A 17833-nucleotide genomic window follows, 5' to 3' on the forward strand; every position below is an offset into this window, starting at 1 on the left:
ATTAACGGGTTCCAATTTAACGAAATTAACGAGTTTTTTTACTTTGACAAGTAAGTGGTATTTAAAGCGTGTGCAAAAGCTCACTTTTATAGGCTTTTGATAAAAATATGAACAGACAGCGCAGATAATGACCCTGCGCTGTGCTAGATAGGCTATTTACTTGTGTGGTATATCGCGAATTTAGTGGTCTTATTTAGAGTCGCGCATTTTCCAAAAGCTTGTTCAATAATTGGAACGTATTTTAAGAAACTGTTTGCGACAATAATCATCTCACCCGCTCGCTTTAAATGCTTAGGCGCTTGTGTAAGCAAGGTCTCAGTGGCGCTATAGCTGGTATCTAACCCTGAGTGGAATGGTGGGTTGCTAATGATAAACTGATAGTCTTTTGAGGTGTCAGAATAGACGTCAGAGGCGAACACATTACCTGTCAAACCGTTCGCTTCTAAAGTGGCTTGGCTTGACGCTACTGCGAAGGCACTAATATCACACATCTCCAGGTCGATATCAGGGTTGCGAGACGCCATAACAGCACCTAAAACACCGGCTCCACAACCAAAGTCCAGCACCTTACCTTTTAGTTTCGGTAAAGTATCAAGCAGAAGTTGGCTACCCACATCGAATGCGCCATGGCTGAACACGCCAGGAAGGCTTTTTACGGTAAGTGATTGCTCATCAATATTAACCGTGTAGGTTTTAAACCAGTCTTGCAGGTTGAAAGTTTCAGGTTGTTCGAAACATTGACCCCAGTAGAAAGAACAACGACGCGCCGAATCGTATTTCACGACTTTGCCGTAAGGAGCGAACATCTTTTCGATGCTTTTCACACCTGAACGGTTCTCACCAACAACGACGATCTCTGTATCCTTGCCTAGCTTGGCAAATAACATCGCCAACAGAAACTCAGCTTCAGCTTTTGCTTTTGGCCAGTAAAGCATCACTAGGTCTGCTTTCGTTTCGTCTGTAAATTCAGCACCATAAAAACGTTGAATTGTGTTGCAGCCTTCTAATTGACGGTAGTAGCTGTAATTAGAAGTAAACACTGTGACTGATTCACAATGTTTCGCTAATTCAACAGGGAATAAGTCTTCTGCCTCACCAGCAACTAAAACATGTTTGCCTTCAAAGTAGGCGAGTTGACGTTGAGCAATCTGGCTTGGTGCAATATAAGCTGACATAGGACACTCTATTGAATCGTTAGCAAAAAATGAGGGCGGATTTTCGCACAATCCGCCCAAAGCTTGAAGTGTTTAATACTCGTTCGGCAACCAAGTTGCTGAAGAGTTGCTTAACTCTTGTCTTGCTGGTTCAAAAAGTCCTTAAACTCTTCATCGTAGATGTTGAATAGGACAATGGTAATAGCAAAAATCAATGGACCGTAGATAAGACCAATTAAGCCAAACAGTTGAATACCACCTAATAGCGAGAAGAAAATCATTAGGGTATTCATGCCAGCGCTGCCTTGCATCAGCAGTGGACGTAGAAGGTTGTCAATTGAACCTACAATCGCTACACAGTAAACCGTTAGGAAAATCGCCCACGTTGTATCACCTGTTAGGAACAAGTACGTTGCCGCTGGAATCCAGATTAATGCGGTACCCACTACAGGAATGAAAGAGGCGAAGCCCATCATGGTGCCCCAGAATAGACCAGGGAAGCCTGCTATCCACATACCTAAACCGCCAGCAAAACCTTGCGCGATTGCCGTTAAGAATGACCCCATTACAGCTGACTTCGATACCTGCTCAATTTCAGTTAGAAGCTTGTCTTCTTGGCTTCGAGATAGTGGAAGAATGTGACGAGCTGCGCTGATGATTTTGTCGTGATCTCTTAATAAGAAGAACAGAACAAACAACATCAAGAAGAAGTCCATTAAGAAATTGGTCGCATCACCAAGAATTTTTGCACTGATACCGACAAGTTTCGAACCGAAGCTCGTCGCGAACTCGCCCACTTTCTGTGCGATAGCTTGTGGTTCAATGTTGTCAAAAGGTAGGTAGTTATTTACAAACGACAGGGCTTTAACAACCAGAGGATGCGCAAATAGAGTTTGAATACCGCCATGTGTCACCCATTGATAGGTGTTTTGAGAGAATAGAGACCCTTGTTGAACAATGGCTGCAAATACGGCTAATAAAGGAATAACAATAATAAAGGTCAGGATCACACATGATAGTAGGGATACGATGTTTTCTTTATTAGGGAGTTTTTTTTCAAGCCATTCATGGATCGGGAACATCAATAGTGAAATGATAAATGCCATCACGATTGAGTTAACGTACGGCTCGATAAGTAAATAACAAGCATAAGCCGCCGCGAGCAGGGCAATGATGATCACCCAGTGACTGGAATTAATTTTAAGTTTTTCTGACACGGTAATGGTCTCTATATTGGCATTCTGAGTTTATAATGGCTGCAAAACAGAGAGTTAGCAATGAGGAGTTTTGATTATGGGATGCTGTAATAAAGATAAGAAATGCCAAGACGAAGAACAGCAAACAAAAAAAGAGATCCCTTGGTTCAGAATGTTCCTCGGTACAATCATGTTGTTGGTTTTTCTTTTTTGGGAACGTTAAGCGTTTCTGAGTCGAAAGGCAGGAGAACCCAAGCGACAATATGCGTGATTGATGAGTGCGATGTATTAAAAAGGGCTGCAGTAATGCAGCCCTAAATTCAAACGCTTAGCTTAAATGCTCGTGGTTTGATTAGTTGCTTTCAGAAGCAATGATAGCGAAACAACGGTCAGCGGCTTCTAATGTTGCATCAATTTCTTTTGAACCATGAGCAAGAGAAGTAAAGCTTGCTTCGAATGCTGATGGTGCAAGGTAAACACCATGCTTAAGCATTAGGTGGAAGAAGCGCTTGAAGCGTTCTACATCACACTTAGTTACATCTTCGTAGCACGTTACTGATTCTTGATCAGTAAAGAAGAAACCGAACATGCCACCAACTTGGTGTACAAGCATCGGGATGCCGTGCTTTTCAGCTAGGTATTTGAAACCGCTTGCGAGCTGTTTGGTTTTCGCAGCAAGACGCTTCTCGTTGCCTTCTTCTCTTAAAAGGCTCAGACACGCGTAACCTGCAGCCATTGCTACCGGGTTACCTGAAAGCGTACCTGCTTGATAAACTGGACCTGTTGGTGCGATGTATTGCATCACGTCTTTACGGCCACCAAAAGCACCCACTGGCATACCACCACCGATAACTTTACCAAGACACGTTAGATCGGGTTTGATGTTGTAATAAGCCTGAGCGCAACCTTCTGCAACACGGAAGCCGGTCATTACTTCATCAAAGATTAGCAATGCACCTTCTTGGTCACAGATTTCACGTAGGCCTTCGTGGAAGCCTTCTACTGGTGGGATACAGTTCATGTTGCCTGCTACTGGCTCAACGATGATACATGCGATTTCACCTTTGTTTGCAGCGAAGATTTCACGTACTGAGTCTAGATTGTTGAACGTTGCTGTTAGCGTCAGCTTAGCAAAATCAGCAGGAACACCTGGAGAGCTTGGTTGACCTAGAGTCAATGCACCAGAACCTGCTTTTACTAGTAGGCTGTCTGCGTGGCCATGGTAACAACCTTCAAACTTAAGAATTTTGTCACGACCAGTGAAGCCACGAGCTAAGCGAATTGCACTCATTGTCGCTTCTGTACCTGAGCTCACCATACGAAGTTGTTCCATAGAAGGAACCATTTCAGAGACAAGTTCAGCCATTTTGATTTCAGTTTCTGTTGGTGCACCGAAACTTAGGCCACGTTGTGCTGCATCAATCACAGCCTCACGGATAACTCCGTGGTTATGACCTAGGATCATTGGGCCCCAAGAGCCAACGTAATCGATATATGCTTTACCATCAGCATCAAAAATAAGTGGGCCGTCAGCTCGCTCAACGAAGATTGGAGAGCCACCTACACCGTTAAAAGCGCGCACTGGAGAGTTAACGCCACCCGGAATAGTTTGCTGTGCCTTTTGATACAGTTCTGCTGATTTGGTCATTGATATATCCTCTTTTGACTGTCGGACCAATTGGCACGCATTGTACCTATCCACAATCCAACTAGGAATGCTTTCGCTGATATAATCCCCCGAATCTGGTTGTTTTGTGTGGTTACACGTTTTAATGCTCAGATATTGACGAGTTTACGGCAGTAAAAGTAATGATCCTGTGGTGAATACTTGAACGTTTCAGTCAGGTATTAGATAATCATCAGAATATAAGAAAATACTCAACAACTATGGTCTCGAATTAGATTTGTATCATGTTGTTTTTGACACAGGTAAGAGAGGTTGTTGTGAGCGAAGTAAATATCCCATTGTCATTTTCTGATGCTGCTGCCATCCGTGTAAAAACGTTGATTGCAGAAGAAGAAAATCCAGAACTAAAACTACGTGTATACATTACAGGTGGTGGTTGTAGTGGTTTCCAATACGGCTTCACATTTGATGAAAAAGTAAATGATGGCGACACTACTATTATCAACAGCGGCGTAACGCTGGTTGTTGACCCAATGAGCCTGCAATACTTAATGGGCGGCATGGTTGATTACACAGAAGGCCTAGAAGGCGCACGTTTCTTTGTAAATAACCCGAATGCAACGACAACATGTGGTTGTGGCGCATCATTTAGCGTATAGCTTGGACCGAAAGATAGCTTGAGTTGAAAGCTATCTTAGAAATACTGTTAAACGCCGAACTTATGTTCGGCGTTTTTTTTTATGAATACATCATATAAAACAGAGGGTAAGTTCATTTCTTCTATGTCAATCCCATTTTAAAATGTCCTCATTTGTCCCAAATAGAAATGTCCCGTTGTTAGGTCTTTCGACTGGAGGTTTTGAATGGTTCGGTGAGCACTGGGTTGATGGCTCGAGGGGCTGTTTGAAGGGCTCTTTGTTGTGCACGGCGCTTGGGCGCTTTCTTACTGCGGGTTCGTTGCTGTTGTTGTTCGAATTCTTCTTGTTGTTGCTGAGCAAATTTTAAAACTTGGCCGAGGCGTTTGTTGTCGACGATTTGGGTTTGTTGAACGTGCTCGAGTTTGTCGAAGGTTTTGAATTCGAGTTTTCGATGCCCGTATTGGATGGCGATTTCACCGTTTGGGTAGTCGAGTACCTTGACATGTTCGTGCGCTAGTCGGCTGTTTTCTTCAGTAGGTTCAATGAGATAAATCACTTTATCGTATTGAAATGTCAGCGACTTTGAGAGCTTGCGGGTTTCTTGCCAACTGAAAATATCGTCGAGTTCTTGCTTGGACTCTCGAACCGGACGATGCATGTTTTTTGGGTATTGAGCGGGCTTAGCAAAGCGATGGTTAAAATCGGCGATGAAGTAGGGAAGCCAGGCGTTGGCTTGTTCGATGGTGTCGATACCTTGTAAGCGCATCTCTTTAACCAGTCGGTCTTGCAGCGTGAGGTTGGCTCGCTCAACGCGGCCTTTGGCTTGGGAGCTGTTGGCACAGATGAGTTCTATCGCCAGTTCTTTCAACACGCGCCCGTATTGAGTTTGGCCAACTTGTTTGTGTTTCTCCTGATTCACTCGAAAAATAGAGTGCTTGTCACTGTAAAATGCGATGGGCTTACCGTGCTCATTGAGGTATTCACGCGTGGTCATCATGTAGTCAAACGCGGATTCTGTCTCGCTGAATCTTAGGTTCATCAGACGGCTAGTCGCATCATCAATGAACACCAATAGGCAGCATTTGTCACAGCGGCCTTCAAACCAGTCATGATGGGAGCCGTCAATTTGGATAAGTTCACCCAAGCAATCACGACGGTAACGAGGCTGATAGACCCGAGGTTTGCGTTGTGAATGTGGAAGCCACAGTCCGTCGGCGATCATCCATTGACGTAAAGTTTCGTTTGATATGGGCAAGTTGTGCAGCTCAGATAACTTTTCTTGAGCGAGTGTTGGTGAGAAGTCGCTGTAGTTTTCACGGACAAGGCTTAGCACCGAGTTTCGATAACCACTTGAATAACGATGATTGCTAGGCTTACCGCGAGCGCGATGAGCCAATCCGTTCGCACCGTATTTACGAAGTCGGTTCATCAGGCGTTGGATGTGACGGACACTCAAGCTGAGGATCTCGGCAGCATCGGCCCGACGTATCCGTCGCTGACACACATCTTCAATTACTTTAAAACGATTGATCTCTGAATCACTCATAGTCACCAGCATGTTGTTATGTCCATAGCGTTTACCAATATCAATTAAGCCTAGTGGTGATGAGCTAAAGGGACATTTTAACTTTGGAAAATAGTGACATTACAACTTTGCGCTTACATTCTATTCGCGCATCTTATGGGTTATGTTGAATTGTGATGTATTGCGTTTGTTTTATTTACTTTAATTATAGTAGACGCCATATTTTTTAAATTGTCGAGAGCGTCCAACTTCGATCGGTGTTGCTCTGTTAAGGTAACTCTTTGTGCATCAGGATGTTGTACATTACGTTGTGCAATAAAATCGCACGCTTCAACCACACTGCACAAAAGGATTTGTTATGCCTACTCAATTTTCTGGCTCATCGCTTTCTCAGAAATTTAAGCAGCCTTGGTTAGTTTCACTCGTTCTCGTCATTTTATTGTCGATCTGGCTTGGCTTAGGTGTAGGGAAAGCTGAAGAATCGCCTGTAAAAAAGTCGACAGAAATCCCGATGGCAAAAGTCTCCTTTCAAGCGTTCACGTCTTCACCGACCTTTAAAACGATTGATCTCTACGGACGAACTGCGCCAGATAGGCATGCTCGTTTGGGGGCTGAAGTGGCTGGTAAAGTGGTCAAATTAAACGTGGTTAAAGGCGATATGGTCAAAGCAGGGCAGGCCATTGCTCAAATCGACAAAGGCGACTTAGAGATTCAACTGGAACGAGCCTCTGCTTTATATCGATTAAAACAAAAAGAATTTAAGGCCGCGCAATCATTGAAGAAAAGAGGGCTTCAAGGAGAAATCGCTTATACCACCGCAGAGGCTTCCCTAACCGAAGCCAAAGCCATGAAGCGCAATGCTGAACTGGCCTTAAAAAATACGGTTATTACATCGCCTTTTTCTGGTGTGGTTCAAGACTTGATGGTTGAACTCGGAGATTTTGTTGGCGTTGGAGACCCAGTTGCGGGAGTGATCGATCTCGATCCTTTAGTCATCGAAGCCGATGTTAGCGAGCGCCATATTCAACATTTATTAGTTGATCAATCTGCGTCGGTTCGCCTGCTAGGGAGAGAAGAAGCTCAAGGTCGTTTGCGTTATGTATCTCGAATTTCTTCTACTTCTACGAACACCTTCCCAATAGAGATTGAAATTGATAACTCCGAAGGTTTCTTACCTGCGGGGGTCAGTGCAGAAGTAACACTCAACCTAGAAACAAGCGATGCAATCAAGATTACACCTGCAATGCTGGCACTGGATGAGGCAGGTAATCTTGGGGTCAAAACCTTAATCTCTATTGATGACTCTCCAACCGTGAAGTTTGTCGGTATTCAATTAGTCAAAGCTGAGCAAGACGGAGTATGGCTTACTGGATTAGGTCAACAAGTCGATATCATCACCGTCGGGCAAGGTTTTGTACGCGATGGTGATGCGGTGATTGCTGTTGAGCAAAATACTGAACTTTCTAAAGCGAAAGCTGAGTAGGAGATAGCCGATGTATTCAATTATTGATGCAGCCTTGTCTCGCGCTCGAACAATGCTTTCCCTTCTAGCGTTGATCCTTGTCGCGGGTGCTGTGACTTATATTACGATCCCTAAGGAGTCGAGCCCTGACATCACGATTCCTATTATCTATGTTTCTGTAGGGCATCAAGGTATCTCTCCTACTGATGCCGAGCGTTTATTGGTTCGACCAATAGAACAAGAGCTTAGGTCTATTGAAGGCGTAAAAGAAATGACGGCAACGGCGGCAGAAGGCCATGCCTCTGTTGTGTTGGAATTTAATGTCGGTGTTGACCTCACCAAAGCAATGGCTGATGTTCGCGACGCCGTTGATCTGGCTAAACCCAAGCTTCCAGAAGATAGCGATGAGCCAACCGTGAATGAGGTGACGCTCGCATCGGAACAACCGGTACTTTCGGTGGTTTTATTCGGAACTGTCCCTGAACGCACCATAGTACAAATAGCTCGAGAGCTCGGAGATAAGCTCGAAAGCTATCGTCAGATCCTTGAAGTCGACATTGCAGGCGATCGCGATGACATCGTGGAAATCATCGTTGATCCATTATTGATGGAGAGTTACAGCCTAGATCAAGCGGACATCTATAACCTGATTGCTTTGAATAACCGAGTGGTGGCCGCAGGCTTTGTTGATACAGGCTACGGACGTTTCTCGGTCAAGGTCCCTTCGGTGTTTAACTCCTTAAAAGACGTACTTGAATTGCCTATTAAAGTGGATGGCAAACAGGTAGTGACTTTTGGTGATGTGGCCACCGTTCGTCGAGCGTTTCGAGATCCTGAGAGTTTTGCTCGTTTGGACGGTAAATCAGCGGTTGTCTTGGATATCAAGAAACGAGCGGGTGAAAATATCATCGAAACCGTTGAGCTAGTGAAAGCCGTGATGGCGGGTGCTCAGCAGCAAGAGGGCTGGCCAAATAATTTGCTAGTTAAGTACACGTGGGATGAATCTAAAGATGTGAAGATCATGCTTAATGATCTTCAAAATAATATCTTATCAGCCATTATTTTAGTGGTGATTGTTATCATCGCGATTCTTGGTGTTCGCACCGCCTTGTTGGTGGGCATTTCAATTCCCGGCTCATTCCTGACAGGGCTGCTGGTGCTGTCGGTGTTTGGCTTAACCGTCAACATCGTGGTCTTGTTCTCTCTGATCATGGCTGTGGGTATGTTGGTCGATGGTGCGATTGTGGTGACCGAATTTGCCGACCGGAGAATGCAAGAAGGGGAAAATCGAAAAGCCGCTTACCGAGATGCCGCCAAGCGTATGGCATGGCCGATAACGGCATCAACGGCAACGACATTAGCTGCGTTTGCTCCGTTACTTTTTTGGCCTGATGTGACAGGGGAGTTCATGAAATTCCTGCCATTAACACTGATTGCCACGTTAACGGCTTCATTGATTATGGCGTTGCTGTTTGTTCCAGTTTTAGGTGGCTTGATCGGTAAACCTCAATACGTTTCGCCTAAAAACCAAGCTCGAATGGTAGCACTGCACAATGGTGACTTCTCACAAGCAACAGGTTTAACGAAAGCGTATTACCAGACACTGTCGATTGCGATTAAGCATCCATTTAAAATTCTGATCAGTGCGATTGTATTGTCTATCGCAGTTGGTTTTACCTACTCAAAGGCAGGGCTCGGTGCAGAGTTCTTCCCTGAGGTTGATCCTCCATTTTTCAATGTAAAAGTTCGTTCTCATGGTGATTTATCTATCCAAGAAAAAGACCTGATCATGCGTGATATTGAACTAACGATGCTCAATCATGATGAGTTCGATACGGTTTACACGCGAACAGGTGGTGACGACCAAATTGGTTTGATATCAATTACTCCCGTTGATTGGCAATATCGCCGCAGTGTTAAGGCGATCATTGAAGAGTTAAAGGTGCAAACCGATCAATATGCTGGGGTTGAGATTGAATATAAGTTTCCAGATGCAGGGCCTCCGGTTGAGAATGACCTAGTTATTGAACTGTCAGCAAGAACGCCAGAGCAACTTAGTCAAGCGGCCAAGATCGTCAGAAACTGGGCGGATGGTAATCAGGCACTGACTAACATCAGCGATACTGCGAGCAAAGATGGTATTGATTGGAAGGTGGATATTCGCCGAGACGATGCCGCGCGTTTTGCAGCAGACGCGACTTTGGTGGGTAATACCGTCCAATTCGTGACTAACGGGTTAAAGATTGGTGACTACCTCCCTGATGACTCATCAGAAGAGGTCGATATCTTAGTGCGTTACCCGAATGATAAGAGAGACATTGGCCGCTTTGACCAGTTAAGAGTCAAAACACCGGCTGGCTTGGTTCCGATTACCAACTTTGCGCAGATTGTTCCTGACCATAAGCAAGACACGATTAAGCGCCTTGATGGCAAGCGTGTGGTGAACATAATGGCAGATATGGAAGAGGGCTATAACCTTGCGCTCGAACTGCCAAAGATTGAGCAAGCGTTAAGTGAGTTGGGCTTACCAAGTAGCGTGGAGTTCCGTATCCGAGGTCAAAATGAAGAGCAAGAGAACTCGTCAGCTTTTTTGCAAAGTGCGTTTTTGGTTGCACTGGCGGTGATGGCGCTGATTCTGATTACTCAGTTCAATAGCTTCTATCAAGCGTTTTTGATTCTTAGTGCGGTGCTGTTCTCAACGGTTGGTGTGTTTGTTGGTTTGCTTATCTTCCAGCGTCCGTTTGGCATTGTGATGTCCGGTATTGGAGTGATAGCGCTGGCAGGAATTGTGGTAAACAACAATATTGTGCTGATTGATACCTATAACCAACTGATAAAACGCGGCTTGGACAAGCGAGATGCGATTCTCAGGACAGGTGTTCAGCGTTTAAGACCAGTAATGCTCACTACGGTTACCACCATTTTAGGCTTGATGCCGATGGTGTTAGAAATGAACATCGATCTGATTAATCAAAAGATAGAATTCGGAGCGCCGAGCACGCAGTGGTGGTCGCAACTCGCTACGGCAATTGCGGGAGGTTTGGCCTTTGCAACGGTACTAACCTTGGTCCTGACACCTTGTCTGTTGATGTTAGGGCGAGATAAGAAGCCCGATGTGCTCCCAAGCAACGACGGTTAAAGATAAGTCCTAATTCGACGGAAATAAAAAGAGCGCCTAGGTGGGCGCTCTTTTTATATAGCATTTTCTTTCATAGAGCGGCTTCGTTGTGAAATGCCTGAAACCTATGCACTATCTAATTAGTCGCTAGCAACCTAATTAGTTGCTAGTAACTGGCCATACCGCTCAAGGTTATTGAGTCGAATTTCCGAGTTGGCTATGAAGGTTGCTTTTGCTTTACCCGTTAACGACTTAGATTGAGGTAATTTCACGGTACGCGCATTTTTATGTACGCCATTTACTAAGAATTCATAGTGTAAGTGAGGGCCTGTCACTCGGCCTGTACCACCTAGAGTACCAATGGTTTGACCTTGTTTTACGCGTTGACCCGTTTTCACCATGCGTCGCTTCATGTGCAGGTACTTGGTGATGTAGGTGTTGCTGTGTCGAATGAACACGTAATTACCGTTAAATTGGTTATAACCAGACTTCTGGACAATACCGTCACCGGCTGCCCATATAGGTGTGCCAACAGGGGCTGCGTAGTCAGTGCCTCGGTGAGCTCGAACTTTACCGGTTACTGGGTGTTTTCTGTTAGGGTTAAAGTTGGATGTCACACGACGGAAATCAATCGGTGAGCGCAGGAAGGCTTTCTTCATTGCGCGACCGTTCTCATCGAAATAGTTGCCACTCTTATCATCCAATACCGCGGTAAATGAATCACCTTGGTTCTTGAATACGGCCACCATAATCTTACCGCGACCAACAACTTCGCCTTCAACCACTTTCTCTTGGTACAAGATTTTGAAGCTGTCGTTGTTGCGAATATCTAACGCAAAGTCGATATCCCAACCGAATATACCCGCCAGTTCCATGATTTGGTTTGCAGTTAGGCCTGCATTGACGCCTGCATTCCAGAAGTTAGACGTGATGTTGGCTTCGGCATAGTTGTACTGGTAGGCCACTTCTTTTTTGTCGAAACTGGAAGAGAATGAATCACCAGATTTAGTAATTTTAAAGTTCTCAAACGCACTAAGTTGTCGTTTTAACTGAATGAGGTCGTTGTTTTCATCAAAACCGAATTGCAATACATCGCCAGGTCTTAGATTCGATAGCTGTTTCTTAATATCGTTATTGGTATTGAGTAGCGTGATTAGCAGGCGATATGAGAGCCCAATACGTTCGAATAAAACAGAGGTACTTTCGCCTGAGCGAACGGTGTATTTCTCCCAATTGAGCACAGCTGTTGGCGGCGCGTCACTTGAACTAACAAGCGCGGATGCATTAATAGTCAGTGGGTAATGTTTCCCCACCACTAAAGCGCCCGTATCGTCACGCAAACTGCTGACATCGGGGAGTAAGAAGATCGCGACGAAAATTACGGCACTAAAAAATGCGATAAAAGCCCGGTGCAAAATAGGAAGGCGTGCAAAAATAGACAACATGTTCCGGTTCGTTCTGTAAATATTATGAAAATAGGCGACGGAATAGTGTAACTGGTTTCAAAATACATCGCTATTCAAGTAAGATGTCTAATTATTATATTTTTGCCAAATCTGTGGGAGTGAACAAGAATGGCGAGTATTGAAGCTGCACTAGCCGAGATCAAACGTGGCGTAGAAGAACTAATTCCAGAAGACGAACTGATTGCTAAATTAAAAGAAGGTCGTCCTTTACGCATTAAGCTGGGTGCCGATCCAACTGCTCCAGATATCCACCTAGGCCATACGGTTATCTTTAACAAGCTTCGTGCTTTCCAAGAGCTTGGTCATGAAGTGACATTCCTTATTGGTGATTTCACTGCAATGGTTGGTGATCCATCAGGTAAGAACTCAACACGCCCGCCGCTAAGCCGTGAAGACGTATTGAAGAATGCTGAAACTTACAAAGAACAAGTATTCAAAATTTTAGACCCTGCGAAAACTCAAATTCGTTTCAACTCTGAGTGGCTATCTGAGCTTGGTGCTGAAGGCATGATTCGTCTTGCTTCTAACCAAACAGTTGCTCGTATGCTTGAGCGTGATGACTTTAAAAAGCGTTACGCTGGTGGTCAACCGATCGCAATCCACGAATTCATGTACCCACTTCTTCAAGGCCACGACTCTGTTGCACTAGAGAGTGATGTAGAGCTGGGCGGTACTGACCAGAAGTTTAACCTTCTAATGGGTCGTGAACTGCAAAAAGCAGCAGGTCAAAAGCCACAAGCGGTACTAATGATGCCACTACTTGTTGGTCTAGACGGCGTTAAGAAGATGTCTAAGTCTGCGCATAACTACATTGGTATCAGCGAAGCACCAAGCGAGATGTTTGGTAAGATCATGTCTATTTCTGATGATCTAATGTGGAGCTACTACGAGCTACTGTCTTTCCGTCCACTTGAAGAAGTTGCGGAACTGAAAGCTGGCGTTGAGGCGGGCAAAAACCCTCGTGACGTTAAAGTACTTTTAGCTAAAGAAATCATTGCTCGTTTCCACAGTGAAGCAGATGCTGAAGCTGCTGAGCAAGAGTTCGTTAACCGTTTTGCTAAGAATCAAGTACCAGACGAAATGCCTGAATTCGAGTTCGAAGCAGGCCTGCCAATTGCCAACGTTCTAAAAGAAGCGGGTCTAGTAAACTCTACTTCTGATGCGATGCGTATGATCAAGCAAGGTGCGGCTAAGCTTGAAGGCGAAAAAATTGAAGACAGCAAATTCGTACCTGAAGCAGGTACTGCGGTTTACCAAGTTGGTAAACGTAAGTTTGCTCGTATCACTATCAAATAATATCAATCTATATATTAAATTGTGATAGTTATACCGAAAGGCATCTACGGATGCCTTTTTTATTGCCCCCTATTTATTGACAGAAAGTTGACGAAGTTTTTGAACGTGCATTGCTACACTATGCGCGCTGTCATATTGACAGTAATTCTGGAGATTTTTATGAACAATACCGACCATCCTCCTAGTTTGAATGGAGAAGAATAACCCGTCTCGGTATTGATCTATTGTCCTGCCGTTCGGGTAGGGTATCTTTGTTTTTCCCCCTCATTCTTTTCCACACACTAGATTCTAACAAATAGACACACCAGTAGCTTCAGCTCTTGGTGCGCATAAATCTATAAACTTATGCTATTTGTTTTGATGGTCGTTACCTTTGCCAATCGGGAGATTCGCCATGACGGTAATGAACAACACTTTTTTATCTATTGAAGCTCTATACTCAGATCAAGACATCCAAGCTGTATCGAATGCATTTCAACAGTACGGACGTGAGCAACAAATTAACCTTTTGAACCGCATGCCGCTTGAAGATGCGGTGCTAGTACTTGGGCAATGTTCTCTTAGTACGATTCAGACTTTACTTAGTGAGTTAGAGGTGCAGGGTTTTGAGAAGCGCTCTCGACATCTAGCTCACCAACTAGGGCTGATCTACTCAGAGGTTGAACCTCAACAGGGTTACCTTTCAACAGGGGTAATGAGTCATGTTAGGCAGCGTATCGGTTGGATTATTGCCTTAGCGCTGTTGGGTATTGTCTCTGGGCTTATCATTGCTCAGTATGAAGACATTCTTAGTCAGCTAGTACTTCTGGCGATCTATATGCCGGTGATCGCTGCTGCGGGTGGCAATACAGGAACACAAGCTGCGACTTTGGTCATTCGGGCCTTAGCCACAGGCGAGTTGAAGAAACGCCAGTGGGCCAACGTTCTATGGAAAGAGCTTAGAGTCGCGATTTGCTTAGCACTTGCGATTGCCTTGGTGATGATAGGCCGCATCTTACTGTTCAGTGACAACCAATCAACGGGTGGTTACGACATTAATATGATTGCTTACGCGATTGCTGTCGCTCTGTTTATTCAAGTGACAATATCAACCGTGCTTGGCGCTGGATTGCCGATTGTTGCTCGGTTATTCAAGTTAGATCCTGCGGTGCTGGTGAGCCCTGTACTGGCTTCAATTGTCGATATTTCAGGGATGTGGATTTACTTTACGGTAGTGAATTCATTCTTGGGTATTGCTTAACGCTTTTAAATAAAGACTCTGAAAATAAAAAGCATCGTCGAAGAAAAACATCTTAGAAAGAAAAATGGCTCTGAAGATCTTAAATCTTCAGCGCCATTTTTATTTTTTAAGTAGAAGCTTACAGAGAGCCAAACATTACTTAGGTTTGCTTTGTATTTGACTGAATTCGACTACATCTGTGTAGAAAGCACGTTCAAATTGGGTGATTGGTGCTTCTACAGGTTTGTCTGGATCTTGCTCTTCTGGGAAGTAATCACGCACAAACTGCACAAACAGAGAGTTTGGATTGCCCGCTTTATCTAAACCAAAACCTGCCATATTGTAGCTACCGTACAAAGACCCACTTTTCGCAATAATATTACCTTGGATTGGTGCTTTTCTCATGCTCTGACGGTATTTGAGCGTTCCATTAGTGCCAGATGTAGGCATAGCCTCAATCAGGTTGAGCTGTTGATCGTTTTCCCAGATATAACGCAGAACCTGAGCCATGGTCTGTGACCTCATTCGGTTATTTCTGGATAGTCCTGAACCATCGACGAGCTGCGCTTTACTGAGGTCAATATTAGCCTTGGTCAGCAATATCTGTTTTATCGCTTCAGTACCGTTATTGAAACTGCCTGGTTGAACATAAAATGTCGCTCCTAGCGTTTTAGTTAGATTATCTGCGATAAGGTTATCCGACTTCTTCAGCATGATATCGAGCAGTTCAGGAAGCTTTTCTGAGTTGTGACTAGCGACTAACGTGGTTTTGTCTGCTTTCGCTTTTTTACCAATAATCACATCACCTTTTACTTCTATTTTCAGTTCTTTGAGAAGCGATGCAACGACTTGATAAGTGTAAAGCTCTGGATTTTGAATCGCGAACTTGAGTGGTAGTGGCTTCTTACGCTCTACTAAGCAACCAGAGAGCTTGTAAGCGTTGTCTGGAGTGGTAATGAGCTCTAAGTCGCATTGTGTCGCCTTCTGCCCTGATCGAGTTACGGTGGCTGCGGTGGTTGTCACGTCTATCGGATAGTGAGCGGGAATATAGACACGAGTGCTGCCGTTATCTTTTGTATAAATAGAGGCTTGTGCGCAGTTGCTGTCTAAGGTCATCGCACTCGAAGGCGCGCTGTAACAAACCCCTAGAATGTCCCAAGGCCAACCCACCGCTCGCTGATAGCCCGTAAAAGTCGAGTTATCTAGGTATAAGTTGCCTTTGATAGTTCTTGATTGCGATTTAGCATATCGAGCTAAAAGCCTTTTTAGCTGCTCTCGTTGTAGCGTCGGGTCGCCACTAAATGAAATGATTGAATCATTACCAGAACGAGCAATGCTAGTCGTGTAGTGGAAGCTATCCCCTAACTCCAATTTAGCCGCCAAAGCTGTAACTAGTTTTAAAGTACTGGCGGGTGGATAAAAGCCATCACTATTAGTGTCCATTTCATTTGAATCGCCACTCAGTGACTGCAAGATTAAACTTGTACTACTGCCATCGGGTAGTTTATTTAAAGGGGCGTAAGCGAAAGCGGTAAGTGAGTAGCTACTAAGTGATAAGCCACATAGAAGTAGGGTGGGTAGAAGGCGCATAGAAGATTTCTTGGATGGCTGATGTTTTCAGTATACAGATATAAAAAACGCCCGCTAGATAGCGGGCGTTTTGATTCTATATAACAAGGAAACTTGTTAACACATTAGAATGCGTATTTTAGACCTAGACGCATAGTGTCTTCGCCTTCGACTTTAACACCTTGAGCATTTGATACGCTATCAAGATTGTTCAGTGCGTAAGCAACATAAGCGTTTAGGTTTTTGTTGAATGCGTAGTCACCTGTGATTTCGAAGAAATCACTTTTATCTTGAGATTTGCCTAGGAGGTTATCTTCTTCAGTTTTCTGGTATGCACCCATTAGAGTGAAGCCGTTACCAAAGCCGTAAGTTGCAGCAAATTCCATACCGCTGAAGTCAGAGTTGTATTTATCGTCTGCTTCACCAGTAGTGTATGTACCAGCTAGGTATAGAGAGTCTAGTGTGTAGTTAACACCAGCGATGATAGCGTTACCAGTACCTGCGTTTTCACCATTGTCACCTGCTGAGTAACCAAGACCGAAGCCTAGACCCATAGGAAGAGTGTAGATAGCAGATACACCGTAAGCATCAGTGTCTTTATCTTCACCAGCAACCAAACTTGCTTTAACTGTTAGAGCATCAACAAAGTTACCAGTATAAAGGATTGTATTGTTGATTTGCTCGTTACCAGCGTTGATGAATTCTTTTTGAGCACCAGTAAATGTCGTTACATCAGACATTTGAGAGATTTGTACTGCTGCTGTATCTTGGCGACCAAATGATACTGCACCGAAATCACCTTGAAGACCCGCAAACATGTAACGCTGTTTGAAGTCTTCATTAGCAGTGTTGTCGCTTGAAGAGTTCACTGTTTGCTCAGCTTCGTAGAAACCAAAGCCGCTTAGTGATTCATTAATTTCTGTAGTACCACCAACGTTAAGACGGAAACGGCTGTTGTTAGCCATTGTGCCTTCAATTTCTTCACCACCGTTACCAATGAAATCGCCACGGAATTCCGCGCGACCACCAACGTTTAGTTCAGTGCCATCTTGGCTGTATACGTTTGCTGCATTTGCGCCAGCTGATACTGTTGCCGCTACTGCTAGAGCGATCAGAGTCTTGTTGTTCATGTTATTAATTCCTAATTACTGTCCATAGAAGTTTTATCAAGGATTTGAACCCTTTTGCGTATTGCCTGTATTAATCAAGCTTCATAATCATGATTAGAACAGAAGTCTGAAAAATGCCAGTGCAATCCATGGGTTACTTTTTACCTCTAAAGTTCCATAGTCAGTTAGTAAAATGATATAAAACTAAAAAATGAACACTGTTTTATTATATCTATTGTTGTTTAAGTGTATGTTTTAAGTTGGTTTTTACAAAAGTGTGATCTGTGTTTATTTTGTTTGTTTTTTGTTTTTTTAGGTATTTAACTCTCTACTTATTGGTGAGGGAGTTATTATTCATTTTTGTGATGTCTGTAATTTAGACCTAGATAAAGCTTTTATAACGCAAAGTGGAATAAAGGTGATTTAGCCATAAAGTTTGTTTACACTAAGCCAA

The 17833-nt window shown here is 44.0% G+C and carries 12 protein-coding genes; 5 read left to right on the forward strand and 7 right to left on the reverse strand.

The window, feature by feature from the left end; all coding sequences use genetic code 11:
- Window positions 1–152: 152 nt before the first annotated feature.
- The 3 genes from rsmC to hemL form a co-directional block, all read right to left on the reverse strand.
- The gene (gene rsmC / locus OCV36_RS02985; protein ID WP_135457118.1) at window positions 153–1175 is read right to left on the reverse strand and encodes a 16S rRNA (guanine(1207)-N(2))-methyltransferase RsmC; all 1023 of its coding nucleotides are present in this window, start codon (window positions 1173–1175) and stop codon (window positions 153–155) included.
- Window positions 1176–1285: 110 nt separating this feature from the next.
- Window positions 1286–2371 carry an AI-2E family transporter gene (locus OCV36_RS02990; RefSeq protein ID WP_017073093.1) on the reverse strand — a complete coding sequence of 362 codons (1086 nt, stop codon included), beginning with the start codon at window positions 2369–2371 and terminating at the stop codon, window positions 1286–1288.
- A gap of 331 nt (window positions 2372–2702) precedes the next feature.
- On the reverse strand, window positions 2703–3998 hold the full coding sequence (gene hemL, locus OCV36_RS02995; protein WP_017073091.1) for a glutamate-1-semialdehyde 2,1-aminomutase: 1296 nt from the start codon (window positions 3996–3998) through the stop codon (window positions 2703–2705).
- A 296-nt stretch (window positions 3999–4294) separates the two neighbouring features.
- Between hemL and erpA the strand changes: the two genes are divergently transcribed.
- Window positions 4295–4636: an iron-sulfur cluster insertion protein ErpA gene (erpA, locus tag OCV36_RS03000; RefSeq protein WP_029224783.1), complete on the forward strand. Its 342-nt coding sequence runs from the start codon at window positions 4295–4297 to the stop codon at window positions 4634–4636.
- 178 nt (window positions 4637–4814) lie between these two features.
- Here the strand turns inward: erpA and OCV36_RS03005 are convergent, their stop codons facing one another.
- On the reverse strand, window positions 4815–6161 hold the full coding sequence (locus tag OCV36_RS03005; RefSeq protein ID WP_261887534.1) for an ISNCY family transposase: 1347 nt from the start codon (window positions 6159–6161) through the stop codon (window positions 4815–4817).
- A 337-nt stretch (window positions 6162–6498) separates the two neighbouring features.
- Here OCV36_RS03005 and OCV36_RS03010 point away from each other — a divergent pair, with 337 nt between their 5' ends.
- Both OCV36_RS03010 and OCV36_RS03015 read left to right on the forward strand, forming a co-directional pair.
- Complete coding sequence (locus tag OCV36_RS03010; protein ID WP_135455876.1) at window positions 6499–7623, forward strand: efflux RND transporter periplasmic adaptor subunit; 1125 nt, start codon at window positions 6499–6501, stop codon at window positions 7621–7623.
- Between the two features lie 10 nt (window positions 7624–7633).
- A complete protein-coding gene (locus OCV36_RS03015; protein WP_135455878.1) occupies window positions 7634–10741 on the forward strand; it encodes an efflux RND transporter permease subunit in 3108 nt (1035 codons plus the stop codon).
- Window positions 10742–10875: 134 nt separating this feature from the next.
- Here OCV36_RS03015 and OCV36_RS03020 read toward each other — a convergent pair whose 3' ends face one another.
- Window positions 10876–12165 (reverse strand): peptidoglycan DD-metalloendopeptidase family protein, encoded by a 1290-nt coding sequence (locus OCV36_RS03020; protein WP_135455880.1) that lies wholly within the window; start codon window positions 12163–12165, stop codon window positions 10876–10878.
- Window positions 12166–12294: 129 nt separating this feature from the next.
- On the opposite strand from OCV36_RS03020, the gene tyrS reads away from it, so the two are divergent.
- Together tyrS and OCV36_RS03030 are read left to right on the forward strand one after the other, a co-directional pair.
- Window positions 12295–13482, forward strand: a complete 1188-nt coding sequence (gene tyrS / locus OCV36_RS03025) for a tyrosine--tRNA ligase (RefSeq protein ID WP_004734518.1) — start codon at window positions 12295–12297, stop codon at window positions 13480–13482.
- 394 nt (window positions 13483–13876) lie between these two features.
- Window positions 13877–14722 carry a magnesium transporter gene (locus OCV36_RS03030; RefSeq protein WP_135455883.1) on the forward strand — a complete coding sequence of 282 codons (846 nt, stop codon included), beginning with the start codon at window positions 13877–13879 and terminating at the stop codon, window positions 14720–14722.
- Window positions 14723–14857: 135 nt separating this feature from the next.
- Here the strand turns inward: OCV36_RS03030 and dacB are convergent, their stop codons facing one another.
- Window positions 14858–16291, reverse strand: a complete 1434-nt coding sequence (gene dacB / locus OCV36_RS03035; RefSeq protein WP_135455885.1) for a serine-type D-Ala-D-Ala carboxypeptidase — start codon at window positions 16289–16291, stop codon at window positions 14858–14860.
- A gap of 104 nt (window positions 16292–16395) precedes the next feature.
- On the reverse strand, window positions 16396–17400 hold the full coding sequence (locus OCV36_RS03040) for a porin (RefSeq protein ID WP_108086429.1): 1005 nt from the start codon (window positions 17398–17400) through the stop codon (window positions 16396–16398).
- Between the last annotated feature and the right edge of the window lie 433 nt (window positions 17401–17833).

The organism is Vibrio echinoideorum (assembly GCF_024347455.1).
Taxonomy (GTDB): domain Bacteria; phylum Pseudomonadota; class Gammaproteobacteria; order Enterobacterales; family Vibrionaceae; genus Vibrio; species Vibrio echinoideorum.